The sequence below is a fragment of the Acidovorax sp. sic0104 genome (assembly GCF_019219095.1).
Lineage (GTDB): Bacteria > Pseudomonadota > Gammaproteobacteria > Burkholderiales > Burkholderiaceae_C > Acidovorax.
Map to the genome: position 1 here is coordinate 204,025 of NZ_JAHUWH010000008.1, position 12,656 is coordinate 216,680.

Below are 12,656 nucleotides of genomic sequence, written 5' to 3' on the forward strand. Positions count from 1 at the left end.
CGGCGTAGCCTTTCAAGAGAAGGGGCTGAGGGCCGCGGCTCCAAGCCTGCCTGCGCAGGCTTGGACGGCCTGAAGAGCTGCCGACTGCGGCGGCCAGCCCCGAGGCGCGCAACCCCACAGAGGGTTGCCCCTAAGTTCTGCCGCCGAAGATGCCGGTGCCTACGCGCACCATCGTGCTGCCGGCGTGGATGGCGGCCTCCAGGTCGGCCGTCATGCCCAGGGACAGGGTGTCGAAGCGTTCGAGACCGGGCTCCTGCAGCGCCGATATCTGGTCGAAAAGCGCCCTGGCGCTTGCATGAAGGGCGCGTTGCGCTTCGAATTCAGGAGCATGGTCGGGGATGCTCATGAGCCCCCGCACCACCAGCCGTGGCAGTTTCGCGACAGCGCGGACCAATGCCAATGCATGAGAAGGCGCCACGCCCGACTTGGTGGCCCCGCCGTCGATGTTGACCTGCACGCATATTTGTAACGGCGCGAGGTGCGCCGGCCGCTGGGCCGACAGGCGCTCGGCGATCTTGAGGCGGTCCACCGTGTGCACCCAGTCGAAGTGCTCGGCCACCAGGCGCGTCTTGTTGCTCTGGATAGGGCCGATGCAGTGCCACTGCAGTGCCACGCCGGGATGGGCGGTGCGCAGGGCAATGATCTTGTCCACCCCTTCCTGGATGTAGTTTTCACCGAAATCGCGCTGGCCGGCCGCCACGGCCTGGGCCACGGCGTCGGTGCCAAAAGTCTTGGAAACCGCCAGCAAGGACACGCTGGCCGGGTCGCGCGCGGCGGCTTTGCATGCCTGCGCCATCCTGCCCAGAACCTGTTGGAGGTTGTTAGCAATCGTGGTCATAATGTTTGACAGCGTATCAAACGATAGAGGGATTCCGTGGACATTACCCAACTGCTCGCTTTCAGCGTCAAGAACAAGGCCTCCGACCTGCACCTTTCCGCAGGCCTGCCGCCCATGATCCGGGTCCACGGGGATGTCCGCCGCATCAATGTCGATGCGCTCGACCACAAGACGGTGCATGCCATGGTGTACGACATCATGAGCGACTCGCAGCGCAAGACGTATGAAGAATTCCTCGAGGTCGACTTCTCGTTCGAGATCGAAGGCCTGGCCCGTTTCCGCGTCAACGCCTTCAACCAGAACCGCGGCGCGGCCGCCGTGTTCCGGACCATTCCCTCCAAGATCCTGACCCTTGAGCAGCTCAACGCGCCCAAGATCTTCGGCGACTTGGCCCTGAAGCCCCGCGGTCTGGTACTGGTGACCGGCCCCACGGGTTCTGGCAAGTCCACCACGCTGGCCGCCATGGTCAACTACCTCAACGAAACCGAGTACGGCCACATCCTCACGGTGGAGGACCCGATCGAGTTCGTGCACGAGTCCAAGAAGTGCCTGATCAACCAGCGTGAAGTCGGCCCGATGACGCTGTCGTTCGCCGCCGCGCTGAAGTCCGCGCTGCGCGAAGACCCGGATGCCATCCTGGTGGGCGAAATGCGCGACCTGGAAACCATCCGCCTGGCCATGACGGCGGCGGAAACGGGCCACTTGGTGTTCGGCACGCTGCACACCTCCAGCGCCGCCAAGACCATCGACCGGATCATCGACGTGTTCCCCGCCGAAGAAAAGGAAATGGTCCGCGCGATGTTGTCCGAATCGCTGCAGGCCGTGATCTCGCAGACGCTGTGCAAGACCAAGGACGGCTCGGGCCGCGTGGCGGCGCACGAGATCATGCTGGGCACCAGCGCCATCCGCAACCTGATCCGCGAAGCCAAGGTGGCGCAGATGTACTCCACCATCCAGACCAGCAACAGCGTGGGCATGCAGACGCTGGACCAGAACCTGACCGACCTCGTGCGCCGCAACATCATCAGCCCGGCAGAGGCCCGCTCGAAGGCCAAGATTCCCGAGAATTTCCCGGGCTGACCCCCGCCCTCCCCCGATAGACGACTGGCGGCGCCCCGCGCCGCACACCGGAGCACTGTATGAAAGGCATTCTCGGCCTTCTGAAAATGAAAACCCGCAATGGCAAGCCTGCGGACGACCACACGGATTCCGTGCTGTTCTCCACCGCGTTCGCCGGCCAGGGCGTGGACGACTCCATGCTCGTGCCCTGGGAGGCCCGTGCCGTGGAGGTGGGCGCCAAGCGCCTGCCCACCAGCCGCGGCGGCAAGCTGCTGCAGGGGCTGTGGGCCAAGGACAAGTACATGGCGCACCTGGACAAGGACGCCGTGGAACGCATGGAGCGCTTCTTCGAGTTCGCGGCCATCCCCTCCAACCGCGATGTGATCCGCCAGGATGAGTATGGCAACTTCATGGTGGTGCTGCTTACCGGCACCATCGCCGTGGACCGCGTGCAGCCGTGGGGCGAGCAGTTGCGCCTGGCCGAGACGCGGCCTGGCGACATCCTGGGCGAGATGTCGCTGCTCGATAGCGGCATCCGCTTTTCGGCCTGCACCACGCTCACTGACTGCGAGATTGCAGTGCTCTCGGCCGAGGCCATGGACGACATGATGACCAAGGACCCGCAGCTGGCAGCCAGCCTGATTGCACTGCTGGCCCGCAAGCTGTCGCTGCGTCTGCGCGTGGTGAGCGCCCGCCTGAGCGACAACCAGAAGTAGCCATAGCAATGCGCCGACGATTCAACATCATCAACAGTGGACGGCCCACGGACCGCCACGCCAGGGAGAAAATCTGATGGAACGCGATCAGGCCAGTAAATTCATCAATGACCTGCTCAAGCTGATGGTGAGCCGCAATGGCAGCGACTTGTTCATCACGGCAGATTTCCCGCCCGCGATCAAGGTGGATGGCAAGGTGACCAAGGTGTCGCCACAGCCCCTCACACCCGCACACACCCTCACGCTGGCCCGCTCTGTCATGAGCGACAAGCAGGTGGCCGACTTCGAGCGCACCAAGGAGTGCAACTTCGCCATCTCGCCCGCGGGCGTGGGCCGTTTCCGGGTGAACGCCTTCGTGCAGCAAGGGCGCGTGGGCATGGTGCTGCGGACGATTCCGCTCACGCTGCCCACCATCGACGGTCTGGGCGTGCCGCAGGTGCTCAAGGAAGTGACCATGACCAAGCGCGGCCTGTGCATCCTGGTGGGTGCCACGGGCTCGGGCAAGTCGACCACGCTGGCCGCCATGGTGGACTGGCGCAACGAGAACTCCTTCGGCCACATCATCACGGTGGAAGACCCGGTGGAATTCGTGCACCCGCACAAGAACTGCGTGGTCACGCAGCGCGAGGTGGGCCTGGATACCGACAGCTGGGAAGCGGCCTTGAAGAACACGCTGCGCCAGGCGCCGGACGTGATCCTGATGGGCGAAATCCGCGACCGCGAGACCATGGAACACGCGGTGGCGTTTGCCGAAACCGGACACCTGTGCCTGGCCACGCTGCACGCCAACAGCGCCAACCAGGCGCTGGACCGGATCATCAACTTCTTCCCCGAAGAACGCCGACCGCAGCTCTTGATGGACCTGTCGCTCAACCTGCGCGCCATGGTGTCGCAGCGCCTGATCCCCAAACAGGACGGCAAGGGCCGCGCGGCCGCCGTGGAGATCATGCTCAACACCCCGCTGATCTCTGACCTGATCTTCAAGGGCGACGTCCACGAGATCAAGGAGATCATGAAGAAGAGCCGCAACCTGGGCATGCAGACCTTCGACCAGGCGCTGTTCGACCTGTATGAATCCAACCTGATCACCTACGAGGACGCGCTGCGCAACGCCGACTCGCTCAACGACCTGCGCCTGCAGATCAAGCTCAACAGCCAGCGCGCCAAGTCGCCCGACCTGGCGCAGGGCACCGAGCATTTCGCGATCGTCTGAAGCCCCCCTGAGCCGCTCTGCGGCTTCCCCCGAGGGGGACGCCACCGGTGGCCGGGCAAAGCCCGCTCCACGGTGGCCCTGGCGGGTACGCGCCCCTTGCGGGCGTTTTCTTTTTTGATTCACCACTTTTACACTTCCACCCATGCCAAGCACGAATCCCCGCAGCTATGACGCCACCCCTTCCCGCAAGGTCGCCTTCCTGGGCCTGGGGGTGATGGGCTATCCGATGGCCGGACACCTCGCGCTGGCGGGGCATGAGGTCACGGTGTACAACCGCACCGCTACCAAATCGATAGCTTGGTGCGCAGAGTATGCAAGCGCTACAGCCCCAAAACATGCACCCACGCCGCGCGAGGCGGCGGCCGGGGCGGATTTTGTGTTCTGCTGCGTGGGCAACGACGATGACCTGCGATCGGTCACGCTCGGTGCCGACGGTGCGTTCGCGGGCATGAAGCCGGGCGCCGTCTTCGTGGACCACACCACCGCGTCCGCCGAGGTGGCGCGCGAGCTGTATGCGGCGGCCAAGGCGCAGGGCCTGCAGTTTGTCGATGCGCCGGTGTCGGGCGGCCAGGCTGGTGCGCAGAACGGGCAGCTCACGGTGATGTGCGGCGGCGATGCCGATGCATTCAGCGCGGCCCAGCCGGTCGCGATGGCGTTCTCGCGCGCCTTCACCCTGCTGGGGGACAGCGGCGCAGGTCAGCTGGCGAAGATGGTCAACCAGATCTGCATCGCCGGGCTGGTGCAGGGCCTGTCCGAAGCCGTGGCCTTCGGCCAGAACGCGGGCCTGGACATGAAGCAGGTGCTGGACGTGATCGGCAAGGGCGCGGCGCAGAGCTGGCAGATGGACAACCGTGGCAAGACCATGGTGGACGATAAATTCGATTTCGGCTTTGCCGTGGACTGGATGCGCAAGGACCTTGGCCTGGTGCTCGACGAAGCCCGGCGCAACGGTTCGCGTGTGCCTGTGACGGCGCTGGTGGACCAGTTCTATGCCGACGTGCAGAAGATGGGCGGCAACCGCTGGGATACGTCGAGCCTGGTCAAGCGGCTGAAATAACTCCCCCCTGAGTCGCCTGCGGCGCCATCCCCCTGAGGGGGGACACACCCGGTGGCCCGGCGGAGCCGGTTCCACGGGTGCGCTGGCTTGTGCAGCGCCAGTTTCACAGCACGGCGCGCAGGGTCGTCGCCAAAAAAAGAATCCCGGCCGCGTGTTGCGCGCCGGGATTTCTTTTTTAGTCAGCGGTCATGCAGGCAACCGGGCCTGCTGAATGATCTTCAGCCGCCTGCGGGCTTGGTGTTGTCCGTGGTGACGGGCGCGGGCTGCGGGGCGATGCGGCGCAGCTCTTCTTCCGAGACGATTTCGAACACGCGCACGACCTTGGCAACCCCGCTCACGCCGCGGGCGATGTCGGAGGCGCGGGAGGCTTCGCGTTGCGAGACGCGCCCCATCAGGTAGACGATGTTGCGCTCGGTCACCACCTTGAAGGAGTTGGCGGAGATGTCCTTGGCGTCCACCAGGCTGGCGCGCACCTTGCCGGTGATGAAGGTGTCGTTGGAACGCTGGCTCAGCGTGGTGACCGGCATGACGGCCAGGTCGTTGACCACCGAGCGGGTGTTCTCCACCTGCGAGACGATCTGCTCCACGGTCTGGCGGTCCTGGGCGGTGGCCACTTCGCCGGTCAGCAGGGCCTGGCGGTTGTAGCTGGTCACGTTGACGTGCGCGCGGTCGCCCAGCGCTTCGCGGATGCGATTGCCTGCGCGCAGCTCGATCCCCTCGTCCTCGATCTGCGTGCCTGCGGTGCGGCGGTCGATGGCCATCACGCCGCCCACCATCGCGCCGCCCACGATCAGCGGCGCGCAGGCAGCAAGGCCGCCTGCCAGGGCTGCTGCGGCCAGCACGGTGCACACCACGCGGGACGCGCGGCGAAAGGTCGGGTTCATGGTCGTTTGCTTCATAGCGGAATCTCCTGTTCACCAAGTAACTGGGCGTCCACGCCGTCGCTCAGGCAATGCAGCACCAGGGCATGGACTTCGCGCACACGCGCTGCGCGGTCGTGGGGCACGCTGATCAACACATCCGTCTCGCGCAGCAGCACGGAGAGCTTTCCGCCCGTGCGGCCGGTGAGCACCACCACGGTCATGTCGCGCTCGTGCGCGGCTTCGGTGGCGGCAATCAGGTTGGCGTCGTTGCCGGTGACAGACAGTACCAGCAGCACATCGCCCGCCTGCCCCAGCGCCCGCACCTGGCGGGCGAACTGCTGGGCCGCGTCGCTGGCGACACCGGCGCCTGCTGCGGCAGAGGTCAACAAGGTACTGTCGGACGACAGGGCCAGCGCTGCCAGCTCGGGCCGTTCGCGCTCGAAGCCGGCCACGCAGAAGGCGGCGAACTGCTGGGCCTCGGCGGCCGAGGGGCCGTTGCCGCAGGCCAGGACCTTCCCGCCACTGGTCACGCAGGCCAGGACAGCCTGCACGGCGGCGGCGATGGGGTGGCTCAGGGCTTGCGCGGCCTGGTACTTCAGGTCGGCGCTGTCGATGAAATGCTGTTGGATGCGTTGCTCAAGCATGAGGGCCCGATGATACCCGCCGGGTGTTACAGCTTTTGTAGCAAACCGTTGTCGCCAGCCGGGCTGTAGCGGTGCGCCCGATGGCCGATGACTGGCTCGGCGAAGCATCTACTGCGCATCGAATGCCGCCTTGAGCCATTGCACGGAGTCCTCCACCAGCACCACGTCGAAACGGCAGGGCGGCGGTGCAGGCATGCGCAGCAGGTAGTGCCGCGCCGCAAAAATGATGCGCTGCTGCTTGGCGGCGCTGATGCTCGCCCCCGCACCGCCGAAGGTAGCGCTGGCCCGGCTGCGCACTTCGACGAACACCAGCGTGCCGTCCCGCTCGCGCATCACCAGATCGATCTCGCCACCGCCGCGTCCAGGCGTCCGATAATTGCGTACCACGAGTTGCAGGCTCTGGGCCTGCAGGTACGCCAGGGCCTTGTCTTCCGCCGCATTGCCGCGCTCGCGCGTCGTGGTGGCGGTGCTGTCGGCACCGCCGCGAGACGCTGACGGCGCCGATGGAGCGGCGGCAGCAGGCGGCTTCTTTCTTCCAAGGAAATTCATTGAGCGCTTCTTTCGCTTCAGCCCTGAGCGCCGCGCACGAGGCCGCGGCTGTGCAGCATTATCCGCAGGGCGCGCTGTACGTCGTGGCCACGCCCATCGGCAACCTGGCGGACATCACGCTGCGCGCGCTGCACGTACTGCAGATGGCCGACGCCGTGGCCTGCGAGGACACGCGGCACACGCAGTCGCTGCTGCGCGCCTACGGTATCGACAAGGCTGCCGCGCAGTTGCTGGCCGTGCACCAGCACAACGAGGCCGAGGCGGCGCAGGCCGTCGTGCAGCGCCTGCAGCAAGGCCAGCGCGTGGCCTGTGTGAGCGATGCCGGCACCCCGGGCGTGAGCGACCCGGGCGCACGCCTGGTGGCGGCCGTGCAGGCTGCCGGCCTGCGGGCTGTGCCACTGCCCGGCGCGAGCAGCGTGACCACGGCGCTGAGCGTGGCCGGCGCCGTCGCGCACAGTACGGAGCACGGCGGCTTCGTGTTTGCAGGCTTTCTGCCGGTCAAGAGTGCCGAGCGGGCGGCCACCATCCAGAAGCAGTTGGTAGCCGAGCCCCGCTGCGTGGTGCTGCTGGAGGCCCCACACCGCATTGGCGAGCTGGCTCAGGCCCTGGCGGTACTGGGTGAGCGCCCGGTGACGCTGGCACGCGAGCTGACCAAGCAGTTCGAGGAAGTCACGACGCAGCCCGCGCACGCCCTGGCGGCCTGGCTGGCCGGTGCGCCGCAGCGCTCGCGCGGGGAGTTCGTGGTGCTGCTGCACCCCATGCCCGTGGCCGCCGACGACGCAGAGAGCCTGCGCGTGCTGCGCCTGCTGGTGCAGGAGCTGCCGCTCAAGACCGCCGTGCGGCTGGCGGCCGAGATCACGGGCGCACCGCGCAACGTGCTGTACGACACGGCGCTGTCATGGAAGCGCAGCGACGCGGGGGACGGGCAGGACGGAGAAGAGACGGGCGACTGAGCGCGATGATGGCGGCAAAGGCCATGTCTTCTAGTGAAATCCGCCTCTCACGCTTGACAGGAAAGCGCCAATAGCTCCTTTTTTGATAGCATGTGCACAACCCGGCCGCGCCGCACGGACCGGCTGTGCGCTTCAATTCACTCAACCGGGTGCAGCCTGCCAGCCTCACCCATTACCGGGTCACGGCCAGCCCCGCAGCCACCCCGCCGAACAAGTCGCCTTCGACCTGCGGGGTGTCCGGGAACGCCACCCGGAGCGCCTGCCGCAACGGCCGCAAGGCGGAGGAGCCGCCCGTCAGATAGATGGCGTCCACGCCCTCTATGCCCAGGCCTGCCCGCTGCACGCAGTCGCGCGCGCAGGCCACCACCTGGGCCAGCGGCTGGGCCAGGAACTGAGACAACCCCTGGGGCGTCACCGCAGCCTGCAGCCCGCTCTCGATCCAGTGGAGCGGCATGGGCGCCTCGGCGTCCGCCAGGGACGCTGCGATCTTGGCCTGCTCCACCGTATCGGCCATGCGGTGCCCCAGGCGCTCGCGCAGCACGTGCATCAGCCGCTCGTGCAGGCGCGCGTCGGCGTAGTCGGTGCGCAGGTTCTGCGCGTCGCGCAGCGCCTTGGGCGAGTAAAGCCACTGGATCAGGTGCCAGGTCGACAAATCAAAGAACACGCGGCTGGGCACCTCGCGCCCCGACGGCCCTGTGTGGCGAAAGCCGAGCAGCGGCATGAGCAGGTCCAGACTGAGGCGGCGGTCGAAGTCCGTGCCGCCCACGTGCACGCCCGTGGTGGCCAGAACGTCGCTGCCGCGATCGGCCCGCGCGAAGCGGTCCGGGCCGAGCCGCACCACAGTGAAGTCGGAGGTACCGCCGCCGATGTCCACCACCAGCACGATCGACTCGCGGTCGATGCGCTGCTCATAGTCCAGCGCTGCGGCGATCGGCTCCAGCTGAAACGACACCTCGGAAAACCCAGCATCCACGGCCGCCTGCCGCAGCGCGGCCTCGGCCTGCCGGTCGCGCTCGGCATCGTCGTCCACGAAGTGCACGGGCCGCCCCATCACCACGCGCGCGGGCATGCCGCCAAGGTCGGCGCACGCCTTGTCCACCAGCATGCGCAGGAACAGGCTGATGATGTCCTGGTAGCTCACGAGCTTGTCGTGCACCACCGTCTTGTCCTGCAGCAGGGCGCTGCCCAGCAGGCTCTTGAGCGAGCGCATCAGCCGCCCCTCGGTGCCCGCCAGGTACTGGGCGACTGCGTCACGCCCGAAGTGCGTACGGTGGTCTTCGCCATTGAAGAACAGCGCCGTGGGCAGGGCACGCGCCTCGCCCTCCAGCGCAATCATCCGGGCCGGGCCCGCCCCCTGGCGCACGGCCATGGCGGAGTTGGAAGTGCCGAAGTCGATACCGAGGGTGGTGTCCTGCAAAACGCGCATGGTCATGGAAATATCGCAATGGAAGAACGCTTGCAGCACGCGTTCATACACGCTCGAAACCTGCAGACGGAAAGAAAAATACAAAGAAAGAGGGAGGCCGCCGGGGCGGCTTGCCCCGCGTTGACCCCCATTGGCGGGTGCACGCGGCGGTGGCGGCCCCGCCATGCCGGGCCGGGTCGGAATGATAGCGGCGCCAGCGGAGCGCGCGCCGCAGCGCTGGCAAATGGCCTGGATTCGCGGGTGCCGGCGTGTCGCGCCGGGCCCGGTGCGCCGCACTCGGCACGGTACCAGGGCCGCGCCGCCATCGCGTCAGCCCGTCAGCCGCCTTGCCCCGACGCGGCGCGGCTCAAGGGCAGCTCCCCACCCGCTGAAACGCTTGGCCGGTGCCTGCCAGGGGCTCCTGTGGCGCACCCGGTGCGGCATGCACCTGCCGGCCGACCGTGGCGAGAAAAGTGCCCTCCTGCACTTCCGAGATCACGATCACGCCGATGATGGGCCGCTTGCTTTGCGCCTGGTCACCGCAGTGGTGCGACATGGCCAGGCCGCGCGCGTCCAGCTTCACACCCACCAGATCGCAGGACTTCATGGGCTCCGCGAAGTAGGTTCCGCGCCCCATGAGATACGCATTCATCCGGTCCATGCAAACGCGGCGCGGTGCCGAGGCGCTGTCCGGGTTCGGCGCGCCGTCGGCAAGGTCGAAGTCCACGAACTCATAGAGCCCGGGTGGAAATTTCGCGTCCCACTGCCTGAACTGATCTGGCGTGGGCAGCCCCTGTTGTGCCAGGGCGAGCGGGCTCGCCGCTGCCGCCAGCAGGCTGATGAAAACCGTCCATGGACGCATGGTGTTTCTCCTGAAGAAGTTGTGGGCCTTGCCCCACCCAGATGGGCATGGGCACCGACGCGAAGGAATTCCAGCATCGAAGGCCGCCACACTAAACTCTCCAGACCCGATTTTTTCGGATGAACGCAGAAATCGCACCGATGGCAGGCAGCGACACCGTGCCAGGCTGCCACCGCTCTCCACACGCCCCCGCCCATGAAACCCGCCGCACTCACCGCACTCGCCGCCCTGTCCCTGTCCGTTGCTGCCCCCTTCGCCCAGGCACAACCCAAGCCCGCCAATCAAATCACCCGGCAGGACATTCAGGCGGCCATGGACCGCGAGCTTCACGTCATCGATGCCTCCACCGTGGCCTTGTGCAGCGCGCAGCATCCCGAGCTGGCGAAGGATATTGGCAAGCTGTGGCAGGAGAATCTCGCGTCGCTGTCGCCGGACCTGATCGCCTACCGAAAGACAGACGCCTTTGCAAAGGCTGCGGCGAAGCACCAACAGGAGCAAGCCGCCGAAGCGAAGAAGCCGGAGAACCAGACAGCCTTGCACGCACTGTGCAAGTCCATGGCCGGGCAATGACTGTGGCGCGCTCCGCACCGAGGCACACATCCGTGAACGCCGCCCCCACACTCGACGGCGCGCTGGGCGTGGCGCTGGTGACCGGGTCCACCTCCGGCATCGGCGCCGCCATTGCGCGCAGGTTGAGCCGCGACGGCTACGCCGTGGTCCTGCATTCACGAAGCTCTGCTGAGGCCGGGCGTGCCATGGCTGCCGAGCTGGAGAGGGCGGTGTATGTGCAGGCCGACCTGTCGATCGAAGCCGACCGGATGCGGCTGGTGGCCGAGTCGGTTGCCGCATGGGGCCGGCTCGACGTTCTGGTCAACAACGCGGGCATCAGCAAGGTCATTCCCCACCAGGACCTGGCCGCCGCCACGTCGGCGATATGGCATGAACTGCACGAGGTCAATGTCGTGGCGCCGTTCCACCTGGTGGCGCTGGCGGAGGCGGCCCTGCGTGCTGCGGCGCTGCGCGGCCGGGCTGGCAGCGTGGTCAACATCAGCTCGCACGCTGGCGTTCGCCCCAAGGGCGCATCCATCCCGTATGCGGTGAGCAAGGCTTCGCTCAACCACCTCACGCGCTTGCTGGCACTGTCGCTCGGGCCGGACATCCGGGTCAACGCCGTGGCGCCAGGCCTGGTCGATACCCCACTCACGGCCGACTGGACGGCCGCGCAGGCCCTGTGGCGCGAGCGCGCGCCCATGCACCGCGCAGCCAGCCCCGACGACATCGCCCACGCCGTGGCCCTGCTGGTGGCCTCGGACTACCTCACCGGCGAAGTCCTGCTGTCGGACGGCGGGTTGAACCTGACCTGAGGCCGCCGCGCCACGCCCGCCGCCACCCGCCTGCCGGGTAGGACGGCATCCATTCCGTGCAGCGCCGCTCTCCGAACGGGCCGCCCTTGCAGGTTGCGATTTAAGATGCGCGCGTTTCCTGCGCTTTGCCCCCGAGGAAACTGCGAGCGGCCATGGAGCCCACGCCCCCTGCGCAGCAAGGGGTGTGATGCAGGCTGGAGCCGAACGGTATCCACTCATCACCACACCTGCACACCATGGACTACTTGCAAACGCTCGCGGCCGACCCCGCCGCCTGGATCGCCCTGGCCACCCTGATCGCGATGGAAGTCGTGCTGGGCATCGACAACCTGATCTTCATCTCCATCCTCACCAACAAGCTGCCGCAGAAGGACCGCGCCCGCGCGCGCAACATCGGCATCGGGGCTGCACTGGTCATGCGGCTGGCGTTGCTGGGCACCATCGCCTTCATCGTCGGGCTGACCGAAACGGTGTTCACCCTCTTCGGCAAAGGCTTCTCCTGGCGCGATGTGATCCTGATCGCGGGCGGCCTCTTCCTGGTCTGGAAGGCCACGAAGGAAATCCACCACAGCGTGGACCCCGACCCGGGCCCCGATGTGTTCACACCGCAGTCCGCCGGCCTGACGACCACCGCCGCCATCGGGCAGATCCTGATGCTGGACCTGGTGTTCTCCATCGACAGCATCATCACCGCGGTGGGCATGACACCCCACATCCCCATCATGGTGATCGCGATCCTGGTCACGGTCGCAGTCATGCTGTTCGCCGCCACGCCGCTGGCCAATTTCATCCAGGCCAACCCCACGATCGTGATGCTCGCGCTGGGCTTCCTGCTGCTGATCGGCACCACGCTGATTGCGGAGGGCTTTGGCGCCCCCATCCCCAAAGGCTACATCTACGCAGCGATGGCGTTCTCGGCGCTGGTCGAGGTGCTCAACATGGTGTCGCGCCGGGCGCGGCAGCGGCGCTCCGCGAAGTAACGCGGGGCCGCGCTGCACAGCGGTGCGATGCGGTGCAGTCGGACACTCAGCCCCCTTTGCCCCGTCGCACCGTCGCAGCACACCGGCCGGCCTATTTGTCGAACCCGCCCCGGTAACCCGCACTGGCCGACTTAATGATGTCGTTGGCCGCGT

14 protein-coding genes are annotated in these 12,656 nt (G+C 66.9%); 8 read left to right on the forward strand and 6 right to left on the reverse strand.

The window, feature by feature from the left end; all coding sequences use genetic code 11:
* Positions 1–130: 130 nt before the first annotated feature.
* Positions 131–838, reverse strand: coding sequence for a YggS family pyridoxal phosphate-dependent enzyme (locus KW835_RS15050; RefSeq protein WP_218383711.1), 708 nt, complete (start codon positions 836–838; stop codon positions 131–133).
* Between the two features lie 36 nt (positions 839–874).
* Here KW835_RS15050 and KW835_RS15055 point away from each other — a divergent pair, with 36 nt between their 5' ends.
* The 4 genes from KW835_RS15055 to KW835_RS15070 all read left to right on the forward strand — a co-directional run bounded on the left by KW835_RS15055 (position 875) and on the right by KW835_RS15070 (position 4,883).
* Positions 875–1,918 carry a type IV pilus twitching motility protein PilT gene (locus KW835_RS15055; RefSeq protein WP_142149008.1) on the forward strand — a complete coding sequence of 348 codons (1,044 nt, stop codon included), beginning with the start codon at positions 875–877 and terminating at the stop codon, positions 1,916–1,918.
* A 59-nt stretch (positions 1,919–1,977) separates the two neighbouring features.
* A complete protein-coding gene (locus tag KW835_RS15060) occupies positions 1,978–2,613 on the forward strand; it encodes a Crp/Fnr family transcriptional regulator (protein ID WP_056165064.1) in 636 nt (211 codons plus the stop codon).
* A gap of 76 nt (positions 2,614–2,689) precedes the next feature.
* The gene (locus KW835_RS15065; RefSeq protein WP_218383716.1) at positions 2,690–3,826 is read left to right on the forward strand and encodes a PilT/PilU family type 4a pilus ATPase; all 1,137 of its coding nucleotides are present in this window, start codon (positions 2,690–2,692) and stop codon (positions 3,824–3,826) included.
* A gap of 142 nt (positions 3,827–3,968) precedes the next feature.
* Positions 3,969–4,883, forward strand: coding sequence for an NAD(P)-dependent oxidoreductase (locus KW835_RS15070; protein ID WP_218383718.1), 915 nt, complete (start codon positions 3,969–3,971; stop codon positions 4,881–4,883).
* Positions 4,884–5,101: 218 nt separating this feature from the next.
* Here the strand turns inward: KW835_RS15070 and KW835_RS15075 are convergent, their stop codons facing one another.
* From KW835_RS15075 to KW835_RS15085, 3 genes are all read right to left on the reverse strand, one after another.
* Entirely contained in the window at positions 5,102–5,782 is a 681-nt protein-coding gene (locus KW835_RS15075; RefSeq protein ID WP_218383720.1) for a BON domain-containing protein, read from the reverse strand.
* Positions 5,779–6,390: an SIS domain-containing protein gene (locus tag KW835_RS15080; protein ID WP_218383722.1), complete on the reverse strand. Its 612-nt coding sequence runs from the start codon at positions 6,388–6,390 to the stop codon at positions 5,779–5,781. The genes KW835_RS15075 and KW835_RS15080 overlap by 4 nt, the downstream gene beginning before the upstream one ends.
* A gap of 108 nt (positions 6,391–6,498) precedes the next feature.
* Positions 6,499–6,939: a YraN family protein gene (locus tag KW835_RS15085; RefSeq protein WP_218383724.1), complete on the reverse strand. Its 441-nt coding sequence runs from the start codon at positions 6,937–6,939 to the stop codon at positions 6,499–6,501.
* On the opposite strand from KW835_RS15085, the gene rsmI reads away from it, so the two are divergent.
* Positions 6,939–7,892 (forward strand): 16S rRNA (cytidine(1402)-2'-O)-methyltransferase, encoded by a 954-nt coding sequence (gene rsmI / locus KW835_RS15090; protein WP_218383725.1) that lies wholly within the window; start codon positions 6,939–6,941, stop codon positions 7,890–7,892. The genes KW835_RS15085 and rsmI overlap by 1 nt on opposite strands.
* 172 nt (positions 7,893–8,064) lie before the next feature.
* Here the strand turns inward: rsmI and KW835_RS15095 are convergent, their stop codons facing one another.
* Positions 8,065–9,318, reverse strand: coding sequence for an Hsp70 family protein (locus KW835_RS15095; protein WP_218383795.1), 1,254 nt, complete (start codon positions 9,316–9,318; stop codon positions 8,065–8,067).
* Between the two features lie 346 nt (positions 9,319–9,664).
* A complete protein-coding gene (locus KW835_RS15100) occupies positions 9,665–10,159 on the reverse strand; it encodes a hypothetical protein (protein ID WP_218383726.1) in 495 nt (164 codons plus the stop codon).
* A gap of 195 nt (positions 10,160–10,354) precedes the next feature.
* Here KW835_RS15100 and KW835_RS15105 point away from each other — a divergent pair, with 195 nt between their 5' ends.
* The 3 genes from KW835_RS15105 to KW835_RS15115 all read left to right on the forward strand — a co-directional run bounded on the left by KW835_RS15105 (position 10,355) and on the right by KW835_RS15115 (position 12,503).
* Positions 10,355–10,729, forward strand: a complete 375-nt coding sequence (locus KW835_RS15105) for a hypothetical protein (RefSeq protein WP_218383727.1) — start codon at positions 10,355–10,357, stop codon at positions 10,727–10,729.
* Between the two features lie 32 nt (positions 10,730–10,761).
* Positions 10,762–11,523 carry an SDR family oxidoreductase gene (locus KW835_RS15110; RefSeq protein WP_339385558.1) on the forward strand — a complete coding sequence of 254 codons (762 nt, stop codon included), beginning with the start codon at positions 10,762–10,764 and terminating at the stop codon, positions 11,521–11,523.
* Positions 11,524–11,759: 236 nt separating this feature from the next.
* Complete coding sequence (locus KW835_RS15115) at positions 11,760–12,503, forward strand: TerC family protein (RefSeq protein WP_218383731.1); 744 nt, start codon at positions 11,760–11,762, stop codon at positions 12,501–12,503.
* Positions 12,504–12,656: the final 153 nt, after the last annotated feature.